Origin of the sequence: Massilia eburnea (assembly GCF_009720745.1) — a bacterium.
In the GTDB taxonomy this organism is placed as follows: Bacteria; Pseudomonadota; Gammaproteobacteria; order Burkholderiales; family Burkholderiaceae_D; genus Rugamonas; species Rugamonas eburnea.
On sequence record NZ_WNKX01000024.1, the window covers coordinates 63,659 to 80,819 of the forward strand.

Annotated in this window: 17 protein-coding genes; 8 read left to right on the forward strand and 9 right to left on the reverse strand. The window is 61.6% G+C overall.

Features of this window, described 5'->3' with window-relative positions; translation table 11 throughout:
* The first annotated feature begins 10 nt into the window (after nucleotides 1–10).
* Genes GM658_RS23650 through GM658_RS29820 form a run of 3 tightly spaced genes read left to right on the forward strand, consistent with a single transcriptional unit; the run spans nucleotide 11 to nucleotide 3,667 of the window.
* Entirely contained in the window at nucleotides 11–691 is a 681-nt protein-coding gene (locus tag GM658_RS23650; RefSeq protein WP_371865239.1) for a nucleotidyltransferase family protein, read from the forward strand.
* Entirely contained in the window at nucleotides 688–2,475 is a 1,788-nt protein-coding gene (locus GM658_RS23655; RefSeq protein WP_155456519.1) for a M61 family metallopeptidase, read from the forward strand. Before GM658_RS23650 ends, GM658_RS23655 begins: the two co-directional genes overlap by 4 nt.
* 19 nt (nucleotides 2,476–2,494) lie before the next feature.
* Nucleotides 2,495–3,667, forward strand: a complete 1,173-nt coding sequence (locus tag GM658_RS29820) for a GGDEF domain-containing protein (RefSeq protein ID WP_170298939.1) — start codon at nucleotides 2,495–2,497, stop codon at nucleotides 3,665–3,667.
* Here the strand turns inward: GM658_RS29820 and GM658_RS23665 are convergent, their stop codons facing one another.
* Complete coding sequence (locus tag GM658_RS23665) at nucleotides 3,668–4,711, reverse strand: S41 family peptidase (protein ID WP_155456521.1); 1,044 nt, start codon at nucleotides 4,709–4,711, stop codon at nucleotides 3,668–3,670.
* A 147-nt stretch (nucleotides 4,712–4,858) separates the two neighbouring features.
* Between GM658_RS23665 and GM658_RS23670 the strand changes: the two genes are divergently transcribed.
* Nucleotides 4,859–6,028, forward strand: coding sequence for a hypothetical protein (locus tag GM658_RS23670; RefSeq protein ID WP_155456522.1), 1,170 nt, complete (start codon nucleotides 4,859–4,861; stop codon nucleotides 6,026–6,028).
* An 82-nt stretch (nucleotides 6,029–6,110) separates the two neighbouring features.
* The gene (locus GM658_RS23675) at nucleotides 6,111–7,682 is read left to right on the forward strand and encodes a hypothetical protein (RefSeq protein WP_155456523.1); all 1,572 of its coding nucleotides are present in this window, start codon (nucleotides 6,111–6,113) and stop codon (nucleotides 7,680–7,682) included.
* Here the strand turns inward: GM658_RS23675 and trpC are convergent.
* From trpC to rpe, 7 genes are all read right to left on the reverse strand, one after another.
* Nucleotides 7,675–8,475 (reverse strand): indole-3-glycerol phosphate synthase TrpC, encoded by an 801-nt coding sequence (gene trpC / locus GM658_RS23680; RefSeq protein ID WP_155456524.1) that lies wholly within the window; start codon nucleotides 8,473–8,475, stop codon nucleotides 7,675–7,677. The two genes, GM658_RS23675 and trpC, sit on opposite strands and share 8 nt — an antisense overlap.
* A 7-nt stretch (nucleotides 8,476–8,482) precedes the next feature.
* Complete coding sequence (locus GM658_RS23685; protein WP_155456525.1) at nucleotides 8,483–9,130, reverse strand: LysE family translocator; 648 nt, start codon at nucleotides 9,128–9,130, stop codon at nucleotides 8,483–8,485.
* A gap of 3 nt (nucleotides 9,131–9,133) precedes the next feature.
* Complete coding sequence (gene trpD, locus GM658_RS23690) at nucleotides 9,134–10,171, reverse strand: anthranilate phosphoribosyltransferase (protein ID WP_155456526.1); 1,038 nt, start codon at nucleotides 10,169–10,171, stop codon at nucleotides 9,134–9,136.
* 14 nt (nucleotides 10,172–10,185) lie between these two features.
* A complete protein-coding gene (locus GM658_RS23695; RefSeq protein ID WP_155456527.1) occupies nucleotides 10,186–10,752 on the reverse strand; it encodes an anthranilate synthase component II in 567 nt (188 codons plus the stop codon).
* Between the two features lies 1 nt (nucleotide 10,753).
* Complete coding sequence (gene trpE / locus GM658_RS23700; RefSeq protein WP_155456528.1) at nucleotides 10,754–12,250, reverse strand: anthranilate synthase component I; 1,497 nt, start codon at nucleotides 12,248–12,250, stop codon at nucleotides 10,754–10,756.
* Nucleotides 12,251–12,427: 177 nt separating this feature from the next.
* A complete protein-coding gene (locus GM658_RS23705; protein ID WP_155456529.1) occupies nucleotides 12,428–13,114 on the reverse strand; it encodes a phosphoglycolate phosphatase in 687 nt (228 codons plus the stop codon).
* 5 nt (nucleotides 13,115–13,119) lie between these two features.
* Nucleotides 13,120–13,785 (reverse strand): ribulose-phosphate 3-epimerase, encoded by a 666-nt coding sequence (gene rpe, locus GM658_RS23710; RefSeq protein ID WP_155456530.1) that lies wholly within the window; start codon nucleotides 13,783–13,785, stop codon nucleotides 13,120–13,122.
* Nucleotides 13,786–13,887: 102 nt separating this feature from the next.
* On the opposite strand from rpe, the gene apaG reads away from it, so the two are divergent.
* Nucleotides 13,888–14,262 carry a Co2+/Mg2+ efflux facilitator ApaG/CorD gene (gene apaG / locus GM658_RS23715; RefSeq protein WP_155456531.1) on the forward strand — a complete coding sequence of 125 codons (375 nt, stop codon included), beginning with the start codon at nucleotides 13,888–13,890 and terminating at the stop codon, nucleotides 14,260–14,262.
* Between the two features lie 117 nt (nucleotides 14,263–14,379).
* Nucleotides 14,380–15,606: a murein transglycosylase A gene (gene mltA / locus GM658_RS23720; RefSeq protein WP_155456532.1), complete on the forward strand. Its 1,227-nt coding sequence runs from the start codon at nucleotides 14,380–14,382 to the stop codon at nucleotides 15,604–15,606.
* Nucleotides 15,607–15,612: 6 nt separating this feature from the next.
* Here mltA and GM658_RS23725 read toward each other — a convergent pair whose 3' ends face one another.
* Nucleotides 15,613–16,050, reverse strand: coding sequence for a universal stress protein (locus GM658_RS23725; RefSeq protein WP_155456533.1), 438 nt, complete (start codon nucleotides 16,048–16,050; stop codon nucleotides 15,613–15,615).
* A gap of 116 nt (nucleotides 16,051–16,166) precedes the next feature.
* Here GM658_RS23725 and GM658_RS23730 point away from each other — a divergent pair, with 116 nt between their 5' ends.
* Entirely contained in the window at nucleotides 16,167–16,943 is a 777-nt protein-coding gene (locus GM658_RS23730; RefSeq protein WP_155456534.1) for an enoyl-CoA hydratase, read from the forward strand.
* Nucleotides 16,944–17,161: the final 218 nt, after the last annotated feature.

The following is a 17,161-nucleotide window of genomic DNA, read 5'->3' on the forward strand; positions in this document are numbered from 1 at the left end:
GGCGTAACGCGTGTCCGCCTCCCATGCCTCCGAGCGACCCGGCATCGCCGGGCCCGCGGCTGACGCGGCATTGGCGGACGCCACCGCGGCGGCGCCTGGCGGCATGGCGACGGCGAAGGACATCGTCGGCATCCTGCTGGCAGCTGGCCGAGGCGCTCGCTTCGATCCGGCGGGTGCGCGCAACAAACTCCTGCAAGCGCTGCCTGGCGGCGAGCCGGTTGCCGCCGCCAGTGCGCGCGCCTTATTGGCCGCTGTGCCGCGCGTCGTCGCCGTGGTACGTCCGGAGGACTGCGCCACTGCAAGCCTGTTGCACGGCATGGGCTGCGAAGTCGTGGCCTGCGCCGAAGCGGGCAAAGGCATGGCTGCTTCGCTGGTGTGCGGCGTGCAGCACGCGCAGCATGCGGAAGGCTGGCTGATCGCGCTGGCCGACATGCCTTTTGTGCGTCCGGCCACGATGACGGCGCTGGTGCGCGAAATTAGGCAGGGCGGCGAGGCGGCAATTGCGGCGCCGATGCATGACGGCGAACGCGGAAATCCAGTCGCTTTCGGCCGCGCCCATCTGCCAGCGCTGCTGGCGCTGCAAGGCGACCAGGGCGCCCGCAGCATTTTGAAGAATAATCCGGTTAACGAACTGGCGGTGGTTGATCCCGGCATCCTGCAGGATATCGACACGCCGTCCGACATCAAATGAAAAACAAAAAAATCAGCTACGCCATTACCGCAAAAGACCTGGCGGCCCATATGTTCCAGGTCAGCATGACCATCGAAGCACCTGCGCCGGAAGGCCAGGTCCTGGTGCTGCCGGCCTGGATCCCCGGCAGCTACATGATCCGCGAATTTTCGCGCAACATCGTCCAGATCCGCGCAGAGGCGGGCGGCCAGCCGGTCGAACTGGCTAAGCTCGACAAACATTCCTGGCAAGCCCCGCCGGTCAAAGGCAAACTCACCGTGCACTATGAAGTGTATGCCTGGGATTTGTCGGTGCGCGCCGCACACCTGGACCAGACCCACGGCTTCTTCAACGGCACCAGCGTATTCCTGCGTGCCGTCGGACAGGAAGACGAAGCGCACATTGTCGACATCCAGCGTCCGGCCCACGAGGCGGCTGCCAAATGGCGCGTTGCCACTGCGCTGAAAGAGTTGAAGGCCAAGCGCTATGGATTCGGCACCTATATCGCCGGGAACTACGATGAACTGATCGACAGCCCGGTCGAAATGGGCACGTTCGAGATGGCCAGCTTCAAGGCGCTGGGCGTGCAGCACGACGTGGTCTTCACCGGCCGCGTGCCCAACCTCGACATCGCCCGTGTCTGCGCCGACCTGAAAAAAATCTGCGAGACGCAAATCGCCTTCTTCGAGCCGCGCACGAAAAAAGCCCCGATGGACCGCTACGTCTTCATGACCATGGTGACGGGCGACGGCTACGGCGGCCTGGAACACCGTGCCTCGACGGCGCTGTTCTGCTCCCGCTCGGATTTGCCGACCACCGCGCAGAAAGGCAAAGAGCCGAGCGAAGGCTATATGAAATTCCTCGGCCTGTGCAGCCACGAATACTTCCACACCTGGAACGTCAAGCGCATCAAGCCGGCGGTGTTCGCGCCGTACGATTACCAGGTGGAGAATTACACCCCGCTGCTCTGGCTGTTCGAAGGCTTCACCAGCTACTACGACGACCTGCTGCTGGTGCGCGCCGGACTGCTGTCGGAGGAAGGCTATTACAAGATGCTGGGCAAGACCGTCGGCGCCGTGCTGCGCGGCAGCGGCCGCACCAAGCAAAGCGTGGCCGATTCCAGTTTCGACGCCTGGGGCAAATACTATCGCCAGGACGAGAACTCGCCGAACGCCATCGTCAGCTACTACGCCAAGGGCTCGCTGGTCGGCCTGGGCCTGGACCTGACCATTCGCGCCAAGACCAACGGCAAACGCTCGCTGGACGACATCATGCGCGCGCTGTGGCAGAAATTCGGCCGCGATTTCTACAGCGGCAAGCCGCGCGGCGTCACGCCGGCAGAAGTGGAGGCGCTGTTCGACAGCGTGGCCGGATTCAAGCTGAAGACCTTCTTCGACAAATACATCAAGGGCACAGATGACCTGCCGCTGGCCAAGCTGCTGCCGCAGTTCGGCGTTGGTTACAAGGACGAGCGCAAGTCCACCAAGCCGAGCATGGACGTCAACCTGGGTCGCGATGGCGCCGACTGCAAGCTGAGCGCCGTGCATGACGGCGGCGCCGCGCAGAAAGCCGGCCTGTCCGCCAACGACCTGCTGGTGGCGATCGACGGCCTGCGCGTGACCGGCAATCCGGCCAATGTGGATGGCCTGCTGGCACGCTACAAGGTTGGCGACACCGTGCAGGTGCACGCCTTCCGCCGCGATGAACTGATGGCTTTCGACGTCACCCTGCAGGGCGACCATGTGCCGGGCATCACCATCGCGGTGGAACAGCAGAAGACCAGCCTGCGCCGCCCGACCGCCTGAACCGAGCCTTGAACAAGCCGTGAAGTTCGCGCTGGATCCGTTCACCATCCTGTTCACCACCACGCTCACCTGCGCGGTGCTGGCGGTGGCCATGTATTCGGTTCACCTGAGCTTCCGGCGCGAGGTGGCGGGCGTTGGGCAATGGGCTTACGGCCTGGTGGCGATGGTGTGCGCCGGCACACTGTTCATGATGCGCGGCGCCTTACCGGACTTCATTGCACTGCCGGGCGCCAATGCCTGCCTGATGTGCGGCATTGGCCTTTCCATGGTGGGCACGCGCCGCTTCTACGGCGAGCCGCCCGGCTGGGCCATCTTCCATGCCGCCTGGATATTGGAATTGGCGGCCATCCTTTGGTGGCTGCTGGTGGAGCCGAACTTCCCGCACCGCGCGGCGGCGTTCAGCTTCCTCGTCTCTATTTTCTACATCGACCAATTGCGCCTGGCGTGGCGCCATCGCACCACGCACTTCACCAGCTGGTTCTTTGGCATCCTGCTGGCGGCGCAATCGCTGAACACCTTCTCGCGCGGCGTGGCGGCGCTGTTCATGGCAGACCAGGACGCGGCCAGCCTGATGCGCAACAGCGCGCTGGCTAACGTCTACCTGGCGCTGGCGAACTTCATGGCCCTGCTGATGACGGTGGCCTTCCTGATGCTGGCCACGCGCAAGCTGCAGAAAATCCTTGAGCAGCGCTCCACGCACGACCCGCTGACCAATGTGCTGAACCGGCGCGGCTTCCTGCAAAGTTTCAACCGCGTGCGTGCGCGCCAGCAGCGCGTCGATTCGCCCCTGTCGCTGATGGCGATTGACCTTGACCTGTTCAAGGCCATCAACGACCAGCATGGCCATGCACAGGGCGACAAGGTGCTGGTGCACGTGGCCGCGGTCATCATGCGTACTGCGCGCCAGAGCGATTACGTGGCGCGCTTCGGCGGCGAGGAATTCGCCGTGCTGCTGCCCGACACCACGCTGCCGCATGCGCAGCAGCTGGCGCAGCGTATCCAGGCACTGCTGCGGGAAAGCCAGCAGCCAGGCCTGCCGCCATGCACAGTCAGCATCGGCATCGCCGGCCAGCAAGCGCCGGGCGAATCCCTCGACAGCCTGCTGTCGCGTGCGGACGCGGCGCTGTACCGCGCCAAGGCCAATGGCCGCAACTGCGCCGAAGTCGCGGCGCCCGCATCGCTGGCCGCATGATCAGCGCTGCGCCGCCAGCCGGTCCTGGATACGCAATAGCGCGTTGCTGGCATCCATCGGCAAGTCCGGTTTGACGCCGGTCCTATCCCAGTTGCCATTGCTGATCACGTTATGCGACCACCCGGTCGGCACCCACACGCGAAAATGGTCGGAAAGCCTGAACAGTTCCACCGGATGCGCACCGCCGCGCGTGGATTCGCCAACCACCAGGGCGCGCTTTTGCTGCTGCAGCGCGTAAGCAAAATCCTCCGCCGCGGAAAATGTGCCGCGGCTGGTCAGGATATAGACCGGCTTTTGCTGGCCATAGCGCGGCCCGTCCAGCTTTTCGGCGGTCCAGCCTTCCACCGTTACTCCTTCGCGCGGGTACACCGTGTCGTTCAGGCGCGTGCGCTGGTCGAAAAAGTAGCTGGCAAGGACCTCTCCCGCCGCGCCGTAGCCGCCACCGTTATCGCGCAGGTCGACGATCATGGCGCGCGTATCGTGCAGCTTGCGCATTGCGGAAGCGTATTTTGGTGCGGCCAGGTATGACGGCGAAAAGCCGCTCAGCCTGAGGTAGCCGACATTCCCGTCCAGTACCGAGGCTTCGGCTACGCCGTAATTGCGGAACACTCCGGCGACTGCGCGCCCGCCCGCAGCCAGCAGGCCCGGATCGGGACCCGGGTCGGGTTTCGAGCCTTGCGGGGGTTCTTCGGGGCCCAGTACGATCGACTTGTATTCGACAGTCAGGTGATGATCCTCCCGTACGCTGCGCAGATCATTGGTCAGCGCATTTGCGAGCTGGTTGCCTGCGGTCAGATGGTCATATTTGCCGGCTGCTTCGGCGGCTTCCACGACGCGCCGCATTTCGGAGGCCTTTTCCGGCACCAGGTAAAAACCGTCCAGGCGCGCCAGCAATAGCTGGATCATTTGCTTGCGTTCGCTTTCCGCCATCGGTTTGCCTGCGTCGTCACGCGCCTGCGACACGCCGAACAGCATGGGTGCGATGGCGTAAAAGTAAAAGCCTACCAGGCCAGCCAATACCGCGAAGCGGATTGCTATTTTCATTTTTCCCAATTTTGTTTTTTACACAAAATTCATTGTGCATGCTTTTTTTGCAATGTGCCAGTATGTCGTTTTCATGCCGCACGGACTTTTAATTTGACATGGAGTAACTTAACATCACTCAATTGAGAATTGGCCACGATTAAATCTATGACATATACGCTGCATGTCATCGCGCGCGAAGTTCCAGCGAACGATGCGGATGTTTTCACTTTCCTGGAACAGGTGGCAGGCCATACTGTCAGCATGGCGCCATCCCAGCAGCTGAAGAATTTTCGTGATGCCGCACTCAAACTGTTTCCCTGCCTGAGCAGCTATGCAGCGACGGACGCGGCAATTGACGATTGCCCTTGGGCTGACGGTCCGCTTGGCGAAAACTTCAAGGGCGGCTACGGCACCATCGGTATTGCGCGCCGCCACGGCGAAGTGATTCCTCACTTGATCCGCATCGCCAGCGACCTGGGCGTGACGGTGGCGGACGAGCAGAGCGGAGCCGTGCACCGGCCACTGACCTACCAGGTGGTGCTGGAACGGGCGGTGCCGGGCGTCGAAATGGAAGTGGCGGCCGCGCAGCTTGCCGAGTTGATGAACCAGCCTCTCGACCAGATGGTGACCTTGCTGAAGTCGGGCCGCCGCACTCTGGTCAAGCGCGGCCTGACCCGTGCACAAGCCGATATTTATGTCGTAGCGTTACGCGATCGCGCCAGCTGCGTTGCCAGCATCGTCGCCGATCCGCGCAAGCCAGCTCCCGCACCGGCGCCGGTTGCGGCCAGAACGGCCGCGCACAAAGCGGTGCGCAAAGCGCCCCAGGCGCAGGTCGCGCAAGCACCGGTCCCTGACGTCGAGCAGCCGGAATATGCCGGAATTGAGGCCGATGACAATTTGTTCATGGCCGCCGAGGCGCAGCGCATGGCCGCCATGACTGTCGCCGGCAGCCTCATATTGGGCGTGCTCTTCGCGCTGCGCATCAAATCGCCGTTCATCATGCCGGGCTTGCTGGCCATGAGCGTGCTGGGCGTGATGGCCGTCGTCCAGTTCGGAAAAGCACTGGAATCGACCCGTTTCCGCATGCTGTGTTTTGCGCTGCTGGCCCTGTTGCCGGGCATCGGTACCCTGCTGCTTGGCTGGACCTATTTCCGCGCCGCCGGGATTCTGAACAATAGCGACATCACCAGCGGCAATGGCCTGGCTGGCGCCAGCGTGGTCCGCGAGCTTGGCGGCATGCCGGAAGGCGCGATGCTGCCTTCGGTCAAAGTTCTGCTGGCATTGCTCGTGCTGGCGGCAATTGGCGGCGCAATGTTCGCTCCCGTCGGGCACTGAACCGAAAAAGTGTTCCATGATTTTGTTGTAAAAGTGTAATTTTAGTTTAACAAATTACACAGTTCGCCAGTAAAATCATGGCATGACATATCAGCTACAACTGGCCGCAGTGGCCACTCCCGAGTCGGATCTCGAGGTTTTCCCCTTCATGAACAAGCTGCGGCAGGAGGCCGGTGAACAAGCGCCGTCCGTCGTGCTGAAGCGCTTCCATGACGCGCTCGCAGCGCTGTTCCCTGATACGCCCTGGTCGGAAGGCCACTATGCCGGTAACGCCGGCCGCCTGACGGTGGAACGGCGGCGCAAGGTGGTCGTGCCGCATGTGCTGTACCTGGCCCAGGAACTTGGCTTGACCGTGGTGGACAACCAGTCCGGCGAAGTGCACCGCCCGCCGACTTACCAGGTAGTGCTGGAAGGACCGGCCGAGGGTGTGGGCCTGGGCGATGCGGCAAACCGCCTGGCGGCGCTGACGCGCAAGCCGGTGACCGAAATGCTGGCGCTGTTATCCGGTGGCCGCCGTACTGTCGTGAAAAAGGGCGTGCCGCGCTTCCAGGCCAGGCAGTATGCAGCAGCCCTGCGCGAGCGCGCCGGCTGCCACGCCACGCTGGCGCTGGAACCGGGCGTGGCCGCACATCCTGAACCGCCGCCGCCCAAAAAGCTGCCGCCTCCAGCTGCGCCGCAAGCACCGCTGGATCTTGATAGGGCCAAGCCCGCGGCCCGTTCCTCTGCACTGGCGCTGGATCCTGTCGTCGCCCCGGCGCCAGCCGCCGGCAGCGCGGGCGCCAATCCCGCCTTGCCGCCACGCGCGAGCCGCGAACAGGAAAAAGCTGCGGCAGAGGAGCTTGTCCGCAACCGCCGCCTGTACGTGCTGGCCGATGGCGTACGCCTGACGATCTACGCGACGGTGCTTTACCTGATTACCGGCTATTTCTATCTTAGCCTGGTAGGCTGGCCGAAAATTCCGCTCGCCTTCGGCATCATGGCGCTGACAATGACGGCGGTATACCGGCTGGCGAAAGGGGCCGGTTCGAATATCGTGATGCGGATTCTCGCGGTTATCCTGGTTTTCATCCCGCTGGCCAATATCCTGGTGCTGCTGCTGATGATACGGCGCGGCAAAGTGGTGCTGCGTGAAGAGGGCATCGCTACCAACTGGCTGGGCGCTGAATACCATGAGCTCTGCGCTATGCGCGGCGGGGGCAATTTCATTTTGCCGTCTACCATCGTTTGCTGGGTGGCGGCAGTGAGCATAGGTGTCCTGATAGCCCTTGGGCGGTTGGCCGCAGATAAGGAAATCGATGTAATGATCGGCAAGCATCCCCAGCCATGTGCGATCGTCGGCATCTGGAAGTCGAGCAAGATCGGCCCGGATGGCGCGCTGCTGATGGATGAAGACGGGAATTACTACGTGATGCCGGAGACCGGCAACGAGGGCAAGGTGAAAAAGGAGCAGGGCAGGTGGAAAGTGGTTAATCACACCATCTGGTGGGAAACGCCGTTGCCGGATAAGCCGTGGATCAGTGCGACGCAAGTCCAGACATTCAAGATGAGCCTGGACGGCCGCACCATCACCATGTTCGAAATGGAGAAGGGCGGCCTGTTTACCGAATTGCACCGTGTCGGCGGCATGAAGTCGCCGCGCTGCGCAATTAAATGAACAGCTTGCGCAGCTCGGCCCCCGGGTCGGGTGCGCGCATGAAGGCTTCGCCCACGAGGAAGGCGTGCACGCCGTTTTCGCGCATGCGCTGCACATCGCTCGGGCTCATGATGCCGGATTCGGTGATCACCATGCGCTCCTGCGGAATGCGGGACAGCAGGTTCAGCGTGTTGTCCAGGGTGACTTCGAAGGTGCGCAGGTTGCGGTTGTTGATGCCGATCAGGCGGCTCTTCAGCTTCAGCGCTGCAGTCAATTCGTCGCCGTCGTGCGACTCAATCAGCACGTCCATGCCCAGTTCGTGGGCGCAGGCTTCCATCTCCGCCATCAGGCCGTGGTCCAATGCGGCCACAATCAGCAGGATGCAATCGGCGCCCATGGCGCGCGCTTCATAGATCTGGTACATGTCGACCATGAAGTCCTTGCGCAGCACCGGAATATCGCAAGCGGCGCGCGCCTGCTGCAGGTATTCGTTGGCGCCCTGGAAGAAATTCACGTCGGTCAGCACCGACAGGCAGGCGGCGCCGGCCTTGGCATAGCTTTCGGCGATGTCGGCGGGGCGGAAGTCGGCGCGCAGCACGCCTTTCGATGGCGAGGCCTTCTTGACTTCCGCGATCACGCCGGCCTGGCCGGCTTCGATTTTCTTGCGCAGGCTCGCTTCGAAACCGCGCAGGTTGGCGCGCAGCTCCGTGTCGCCTTCCACTTCGGCGCGCAGGGACTGCAGGCTGCGGTGCTTCTTGGCGGCCGCCACTTCTTCGGCCTTCACGGCCAGGATTTTGTTCAGGATATCGGACATATGAATCTCAGTGTTGTTCGGACAAGGCCAGGCGTGCCCCGAGGGCGATAAACAGGCCGCCGGTCACGCGGTTCAGCCACAGGGCCACCAGCGGTTTGACCTTCAGCCTTGCGCTGGCAAAGGCGGTGAAGATGGCAAGGCCGTTACACCACAGCATGCCGTTGAAATTGAAGATGCTGCCCAGGATCAGGAAGGCCAGCGGCTTGTTCGCTGCGCCCGCATCGATAAACTGCGGCACGAAGGCCAGGAAGAACAGTGCGACTTTCGGGTTCAGCACATTGGTCAGGAACCCCTGGGCGAAGATTTTGCGGTACGGCAGCGCAGACGGGACGGCCAATCCGGCCGGTTTGCCGGTTTCGCTGGCTTTAAGTCGCGCCCGCAGCATGCTGATGCCGCACCATACGATATAAGCCGCACCTACCCATTTGACGACAGTGAACGCGGTGGCGGAAGTCGCCAGCACCGCCGACAGACCCAGAGCAGCTGCGCTGATGTGCATCATCGTTCCCGCGCCGATTCCCAGCGCCGCCGCGCATCCTGCGCGCCAGCCCTGCGTAGCGCTGCGCGCCATGATCAGCAGCGAATCCGGACCCGGCATGATGTTCAGCAGCAGACCGGAGATCACAAACAGCATCAGGTCATGAATGCCGAACATCGCTTAGCCCTCCTTGCCGAGTTCCTGCGTAACGCGCACGAATTGTTCCAGCTTGGCCACCGCCGCGCCGGACGACACCGCTGCCCGCGCGCGCTTCAAACCGTCCTCGATCGAGGAAGCCACGCCCGCTGCATACAGCGCAGTACCGGCATTCAGCGCCACGATATCCGAAGCAGGCCCCGGCTCACCGCGCAACGCTTCCATCACGCGCGTTTTCGATTCCGTTGCATCCGCCACCTTCAGGTTGCGCGAAGCGATCATGGCCAGGCCGAAGTCCTCAGGATGGATCTCGTATTCGCGGATCTCGCCGTTCACCAGCTCACCTACCATGGTACCCGCGCCCAGCGAAACCTCGTCCATATTGTCGCGGCCATACACCACCAGGGCGTGTTGCGCGCCCAGGCGCTGCAGCACGCGCACCTGGATGCCGACCAGGTCCGGGTGGAACACGCCCATCAGGATGTTCGGCGCACCGGCCGGATTGGTCAGCGGCCCAAGGATGTTGAAGATCGAGCGCACACCCAGTTCGCGGCGCACCGGCGCCACGTGCTTCATCGCAGCGTGATGGTTGGGCGCGAACATGAAGCCGATGCCGGTCTGTGCGATCGACTGCGCGATCTGCTCCGGCTTCAGGTTGATGTGCGCGCCGAGCGATTCGATCAGGTCCGCGCTGCCGGAAGACGACGACACGGAACGCCCGCCATGCTTGGCCACTCGCGCACCAGCAGCGGCGGCGACAAACATGGAAGCGGAAGAAATATTGAAGGTATGGGCGCCATCGCCGCCGGTGCCGACGATATCCACCAGGTTGGTGGTATCGGCCATCGGCACCTTGGTCGAGAACTCGCGCATGACTTGCGCCGCAGCGGTGATCTCGCCGATGGTTTCCTTCTTGACGCGCAGGCCCATGGTCAGGGCAGCCACCATCACCGGCGACATTTCTCCCGACATGATCTGGCGGAACAGGTGCAGCATCTCGTCGTGGAAAATCTCACGGTGTTCGATGCAGCGAACCAGTGCTTCTTGATGCGTGATAGACATGATGCTTCCTTCTCTTATTTGCGATCGAGGAAATTCTTCAGCAAGGCGTGGCCGTGTTCGGACAGGATGGACTCGGGGTGGAACTGCACACCCTCGACGTCGAACTCCTTGTGCCGCACGCCCATGATTTCGCCGTCGTCGGTCCAGGCTGTGACTTCCAGGCAGGAAGGCAGCGAGGATCGCTCGATTGCCAAAGAGTGGTAGCGGATTACCGTGAACGGGCTGGATAAGCCCTGGAACACGCCCACACCCGTATGCGCGATAAGAGAAGTTTTGCCATGCATGACTTGCTTGGCTCGGATAACTTTGCCGCCAAAGGCTTCGCCGATGGCCTGGTGTCCCAGGCAGACGCCCAGGATCGGTTTCTTGCCCGCGAAGTGTTTCAGCACTTCCAGCGAGATGCCCGCCTGCGACGGATCTTTTGGACCCGGCGAGATGCAGATGCGGTCAGGATTCAATGCTTCGATTTCGGCGATGGTGATTTCGTCGTTGCGATGCACGCGCACGTCTTCGCCCAACTCGCCGAAATACTGCACGATGTTGTAGGTGAAGGAGTCGTAGTTGTCGATCATCAGCAGCATTTCAGAACTCCCCATCCAGGCCATCTTGCACTTGCTCGGCCGCGCGCAGCACGGCGCGCGCCTTGTTTTCAGTTTCCTGCCATTCCATTTCCGGAATTGAATCGGCGACGATGCCGGCGGCGGCCTGTACGTACAGCATGCCGTCCTTGATCACGCCGGTGCGGATCGCAATCGCCACGTCCATTTCGCCGCCGAAGGAGAGATAGCCGCAGGCTCCGCCGTAGATGCCGCGCTTGCAGATTTCCAGCTCGTCGATGATTTCCATCGCACGCACTTTCGGCGCGCCGGTCAGGGTGCCGGCGGGGAAGGTCGCGCGCAGCACGTCCAGGTTGGACATGCCTTTCTTCAGCTTGCCCTCCACGTTGGAGACGATGTGCTGCACGTGCGAATACTTCTCGATCACCATCTTGTCGGTCAGCTTGACCGTGCCGGTCTCGGAGATGCGACCCAGGTCATTGCGCGCCAGGTCGATCAGCATTACGTGCTCGGCCACTTCCTTCGGATCGTTCAGCAGTTCTTCGGCCAGCGCGGCATCGCGTTCCGGCGTATTGCCGCGTGGACGGGTGCCGGCGATCGGACGCAGCGTGACTTTCTTCTCGCCGTCCGGCAGGGTTTCGTTGCGCACCAGGATTTCCGGCGACGCGCCAACGATCTGCATATCGCCGAAATTGTAGAAGTACATGTACGGCGATGGGTTCAGCGAACGCAGGGAGCGGTACAGCGTCAGCGGCGAATCCACGTATGGCTTGCGGATGCGCTGGCCGATCTGCACCTGCATCAGGTCACCGGCCAGGATGTATTCGTGGGCCTTGGCGACCGCCTTCAGGTAATCCTCTTTGGCGAAGTCGCGGATGATTTCGGTGCGTACCGAAGGCGTGGTCACCGGTGCATCGACACCGCGGCGCAGCAGGGCGCGCAGGTCTTTCAGGCGCTGGCGTGCTTTCGAATAGGCTTCCGGCTGCTGCGGGTCGGCGTACACGATCAGGTACAACTTGCCGGACAGATTGTCGATGACCGCCAGTTCCTCGGTCACCATCAGCTGGATTTCCGGCAGGCCCAGGTCGTCTTTCGGCTGGGTCTTGGCCAGCGTCTTTTCGATATGGCGTACGGTGTCGTAGCCGAAGTAGCCGGCCAGGCCGCCGCAGAAGCGCGGCATGCCCGGACGCACGGCGACTTTGAAGCGCGCCTGGTATTGCTCGATGAATTCGAGGGGATTGCCCTCGTGGGTCTCGATTACCTGGCCGTTCTTGACGATTTCGGTCAGCTTGCCGGTGCTGCGCAGCAGCGTGTTGGCAGGCAGGCCGATGAAAGAGTAGCGGCCGAAACGCTCGCCGCCCACTACGGACTCCAGCAGGAAGGTGTTCTTGCCGTAGTTCTGGGTCTGGGCCAGCTTGAGGTACAGGGTGAGCGGGGTTTCCAGGTCGGCGAAAGCTTCCGCGATCAGAGGGATACGGTTGTAGCCTTCCGCGGCCAGGGATTTGAATTCGAGTTCGGTCATGTTCTCTCCGTTCCGCCAAGGATAGGTAATGGCGGTATGGTTACAAAAAACCTGTCGGAACACATGTGCGTGCGCCGACAGCAATCAGGACTAAGTCAGGATTGCCAGCGTCGCCACAGCCAGGCCTCAATCGAGCCCCGGTGGGTTACATTGTGTCTTTTGTTGAGAAACATTTGTCTAGTTTGCGCGTGAAATCAGTTCAGCTGCATGAAGAAGCGTGTCAACTATACCATCGGAATCTGTTTCGTGTATACCCACTCCGTGGTTATAACCATATGGCACTGTCAGCACAGGACAGCCTGCCGCGCGGGCCGCTTCCGCATCGTTTGAGGAGTCGCCGATCGCCACCACCTGCGCCGGCGGCAGGTCGAAATATTCGCAGGCCTTCAGCAGCGGCATGGGGTGGGGTTTCTTCTTTTCGAAAGAGTCGCCGCCGAACAGCACCTCGAAATAGCCGTCCAGGCCTTTCAGTGCCAGCAGCGGTTTGGCGAAAGCCACCGGCTTGTTGGTGACGCATGCCAGGCGCAGGCCGTTGGCCTTCATTGCCTGCAAGCCTGCAACCACGTCGGCGTACACTTCGCTGTGGCGGCCGTTGATGACCAGGTAATGACGCTGGTAGGCTTCCATCGCCTGTGCGAACAGGCGTTCCACGCCTTCGTCTTCAAAGTCCAGGGCGAGCACGCGCCGGACCAGGTTCTCGGAACCTTTGCCGACCATCAGTTCGATCTGCGCCGCGGTGATGGGCGCGAGGCCCAGTTCTTCGCGCATCAGGTTGATGGCCACCTCGAAGTCCGGCATCGTGTCGAGCATGGTGCCGTCGAGGTCAATGATGGCGGCCCTTACGCCGCGCAGGACCGCCGCCATAGCGCTTACACCGAAGCCAGCTGGACGCGCATTGCGTCGATCACGGCCTTGTAGTCAGGCTGGCCGAAGATCGCGGAACCTGCCACGAAGGTATCTGCGCCGGCTTCCGCTGCTGCCTTGATGTTGTCGATCTTGATGCCGCCGTCGACTTCCAGCATGATGTCACGGCCGGATTCATCGATGCGGCGGCGCGCTTCGGCGATCTTCTTCAGCGCCTGCGGGATGAAGGACTGGCCGCCGAAACCTGGGTTGACGGACATGATCAGGATCATGTCGATCTTGTCCATGACGTGGTCCAGGTAGCTCAGTGGGGTGGCGGGGTTGAATACCAGGCCGGCCTTGCAGCCGTTGTCGCGGATCAGTTGCAGCGAACGGTCGATGTGGTCGGACGCTTCCGGGTGGAAGGTGATGATGTTGGCGCCAGCCTTGGCGAAATCAGGGATGATGCGGTCGACCGGCTTGACCATCAGGTGCACGTCGATCGGCACTTGCACGTGCGGGCGGATCGCCTGGCAAACCAGCGGGCCGACGGTCAGGTTCGGCACGTAATGGTTGTCCATCACGTCGAAGTGGATGATGTCGGCGCCGGAAGCAACAACATTGCGGACCTCTTCACCCAGGCGGGCGAAGTCGGCGGACAGGATGCTCGGAGCGATACGGAAAGTGGTCATGGCTGGTCGGCTGGTAAAAAAAGATGCGTTATTTTACGCTGGTGTGCGGACGCTGTCCGATTGCTTGGACTAGAATTGCCCAATTGTTACGAAGGAAACCCCATGGCCAAGTATGAGTTTACGGTCGAGGTACGTACCCAGTACCTGCCGGAACAGTCCAACCCGGACCGCACCAATTTTGTATTTACTTACACAATCACCATCAAAAACACCGGCACCGTGCCGGCGCAACTGATTTCCCGCCACTGGGTGATCACCGATGCCAATAACCACGTGGAAGAAGTGCGCGGCCTTGGCGTGGTAGGGCACCAGCCATTGCTGGCGCCGGGCGAGGTGTTCGAGTACACCAGCGGCACCCAGCTGCGCACGCAGCAGGGCTCCATGGTCGGCGAATACTTCTGCGTGGCCGAGGATGGCCACCAGTTTGAAACCAAGATTCCAGAGTTCGTGCTGTCGCTGCCGCGGACGTTGCACTAATTATTTGTCGCCGTCCTTCTTCTTTTTGTTGGACGGCAGCGTCCACCAGACGATGAATACCAGCAGGAACAGCGCCACAACCGCTTCAAGCATCAGATACCACATAGATAACACCTCATGTTTTTGACACGCCGTAGTTTACCCGTTTGCGTCTCCGCCGTCGCGTTGATGCTGGCCGGCTGCGTTACGCCGCCACCGCCTCCGCCCGTCAAACCGCCGCAACCCGCGCCGACCGTGCCCGCCCAGCCGCCCGCCCAGCCGCCGCAGCCGACCGTTCCTGCAACCCCGGCGCCGCCTGCCAAGGCGGAATTCATCCCCGCACGTTTCGCCGATTTGCCGGGCTGGAACCGCGATGACCTGCGCGCCGCATGGCCGGCCTTCATGCTGTCCTGCTCCAAGATGGCTGGCAGCGCGGATTGGAAAGAGCCTTGCGCCATTGCTAAAACGGTGGACGCCAACAGCGAATCGGCCATCCGCCTGTATTTTGAATCGTTCTTCGACCCACACCAGGTCATTGGTCCCGATGGCGCCGACAACGGCTTGATTACCGGCTATTACGAGCCGTTGCTGCGCGGCTCCCGGAAGCGGGGCGGTCCTTACCAGACGCCTTTGTACAAGGTGCCGGACGATATGGTCATCATTGATCTGGGTTCCGTTTATCCGGAGCTGGCAAACAAGCGCGTGCGCGGCCGCCTGAAAGGCAAGCGCGTGGTGCCTTATCCGGCGCGCGATGAAATCAGCAAGTCCGGCCTGCCGGGCAATGAGCTGCTGTGGGTGGACGACGCGGTGGAAGCCTTCTTCCTGGAAGTGCAGGGCTCCGGCCGCGTACAGATGGCCGACGGCGAAACCGTGCGCGTAGCGTATGCCGACCAGAATGGCCGCCCATACCAGTCGATTGGCAAATGGCTGGTGCAAAAGGGCGAGCTGACTATCGAGCAGGCCACCGCTCAGGGCATCAAGGCCTGGATCGATGGCCATCCGACCCGCCAGCAAGAGCTGTTCAATGCCAACCCGAGCTACGTCTTCTTCAAGGAAGAAAAGCTGCCCGACCCGAAAGTCGGCCCCAAGGGGACCTTGAACGTGCCGCTGACGCCGCAGCGCTCCGTGGCGATCGACCGCAACCAGTTGCCGCTAGGCGCACCGGTTTACCTGAACACCACCTTGCCTGGCGATGATGAAATGCCGCTGCAAAGGCTGATGATGGCGCAGGATACGGGTGGTGCAATCAAAGGCGCCGTCCGACTGGACTTCTTCTTCGGCTTTGGCGCCGAAGCCGCCGACTTGGCGGGCCGCATGAAACAGCGCGGCAATATCTGGGTGCTGCTGCCGAAACTCGCGCGGTAAAGCCGCTTAGCGCAACACCAGCACCGGCAGGTGCGTGTGGGCGAGGACTTTCTGGGTTTCGCTTCCGAGGAACAGCTTGTTCAGGCCCTTGCGGCCGTGGGACGCCATCAGGATGATGTCGCAATGGCGTTCCTCGGCAACCTTGACGATCACCTCATAAGGATTGATCGCCTCGCCCAGCACCGTATCGCATTCGACGCCTGCGGCGCTGGCGGCCGCCAGCACCTTGTCCAGGCCCGCCTGCATATTCACACGCATCTCCCGGTCGAACACACCGGCATCTGGTAGCACTGCCGCATCAGCCATCGGCACGAAGGGCAGCGGCTGGATCACTGAAACTGCAGTCATGCGCGCCCCATGGATCTTCGCGAACTCAATCGCAGTCGCGGTAGCCCGTTCCGAAAGCTGCGAGCCATCGGTGGGCAGCAAAATCGATTTGAACATGGCGTTTCTCCGGTCAAATTCACCAGTCCAGTGTAGGTCTGCCCCTCATTGAAAGGCGCACGCTTCGTGCACAACAGCTACAATTGCCCGATAGCTAACCGACTGGAGGAGAATATATGGAATACCAGGACCTGCTCGTAGAAGTGCACGACAAAGTGGCATTGATCCGCCTGAACCGTCCGAAGGCAATGAATGCCCTGAACGACAATATGATGAATGAGCTGGGCGACGCTTTCGCCAAGTTCGATAAAGACCCAGCTATCCACGTGATCGTGCTGACCGGCAGTGAGAAAGCGTTTGCAGCTGGCGCCGACATCGCCGCGATGAAGGATTACACCTACCAGGACACCTACCGCGACAACTACATTGGCCGCAACTGGGAGCACATCCTGAAAGTGCGCAAGCCCGTGATCGGCGCCGTGGCAGGCTTCACCTTGGGCGGCGGTTGCGAGCTGGCCATGATGTGCGACTTCCTGATCGCAGCCGACAGCGCCAAGTTCGGCCAGCCTGAGATCAAGGTCGGCGTCACGCCGGGCGCCGGCGGCACCCAACGCCTGCCGCGCACCATCGGCAAGTCGAAAGCCATGGACATGCTCCTGACGACCCGCATGATCGACGCCGCCGAAGCAGAGCGCATTGGCCTGGTATCGCGCGTCGTTCCAGCCGCCAGCCTCATTGAAGAAGTATTGAAGATCGCCCAGGGCATCGCCCAGATGCCGGTATCGGTAGCGATGCAGATCAAGGACTGCGTCAACCGCGCCTTCGAAACCACGCTATCCGAAGGCGTGAACTATGAGCGCCGCCTGTTCCACGCAGGCTTCGGCACGCCAGCCCAGCGCGAAGGCATGTACGCCTTCCTGGAAAAGCGCACCCCGAATTTCGAAGGCCTGTAATTTGGCCCTTGCGGTGCAGCGATCCCTTTGCTATAGTTCTGTCCCTCGCAACGCAACACTGTCAAAACAGTAAGCGCAGCGAGAAAAAAGAAGGGGTTGACGAGTTGCACGCTGTACCGCATAATCTCGCTTCTCTGCTGCTGACAAACACAACGATTTGTCGCTAAACGCAGCGATCTTTAAAAATCAACAGTCGATAAGTGTGGGCGTTTGACGAT

Coding starts and splice junctions, on each gene's coding strand:
- GM658_RS23655 (WP_155456519.1), top strand. CDS start 688: ATGAAAAACAAAAAAATCAGCTACGCCATTACCGCAAAAGACCTGGCG.
- GM658_RS23665 (WP_155456521.1), bottom strand. CDS start 4,711: ATGAAAATAGCAATCCGCTTCGCGGTATTGGCTGGCCTGGTAGGCTTT.
- GM658_RS23670 (WP_155456522.1), top strand. CDS start 4,859: ATGACATATACGCTGCATGTCATCGCGCGCGAAGTTCCAGCGAACGAT.
- GM658_RS23675 (WP_155456523.1), top strand. CDS start 6,111: ATGACATATCAGCTACAACTGGCCGCAGTGGCCACTCCCGAGTCGGAT.
- trpC (WP_155456524.1), bottom strand. CDS start 8,475: ATGTCCGATATCCTGAACAAAATCCTGGCCGTGAAGGCCGAAGAAGTG.
- GM658_RS23685 (WP_155456525.1), bottom strand. CDS start 9,130: ATGTTCGGCATTCATGACCTGATGCTGTTTGTGATCTCCGGTCTGCTG.
- trpD (WP_155456526.1), bottom strand. CDS start 10,171: ATGTCTATCACGCATCAAGAAGCACTGGTTCGCTGCATCGAACACCGT.
- GM658_RS23695 (WP_155456527.1), bottom strand. CDS start 10,752: ATGCTGCTGATGATCGACAACTACGACTCCTTCACCTACAACATCGTG.
- trpE (WP_155456528.1), bottom strand. CDS start 12,250: ATGACCGAACTCGAATTCAAATCCCTGGCCGCGGAAGGCTACAACCGT.
- GM658_RS23705 (WP_155456529.1), bottom strand. CDS start 13,114: ATGGCGGCGGTCCTGCGCGGCGTAAGGGCCGCCATCATTGACCTCGAC.
- rpe (WP_155456530.1), bottom strand. CDS start 13,785: ATGACCACTTTCCGTATCGCTCCGAGCATCCTGTCCGCCGACTTCGCC.
- apaG (WP_155456531.1), top strand. CDS start 13,888: ATGGCCAAGTATGAGTTTACGGTCGAGGTACGTACCCAGTACCTGCCG.
- mltA (WP_155456532.1), top strand. CDS start 14,380: ATGTTTTTGACACGCCGTAGTTTACCCGTTTGCGTCTCCGCCGTCGCG.
- GM658_RS23725 (WP_155456533.1), bottom strand. CDS start 16,050: ATGTTCAAATCGATTTTGCTGCCCACCGATGGCTCGCAGCTTTCGGAA.
- GM658_RS23730 (WP_155456534.1), top strand. CDS start 16,167: ATGGAATACCAGGACCTGCTCGTAGAAGTGCACGACAAAGTGGCATTG.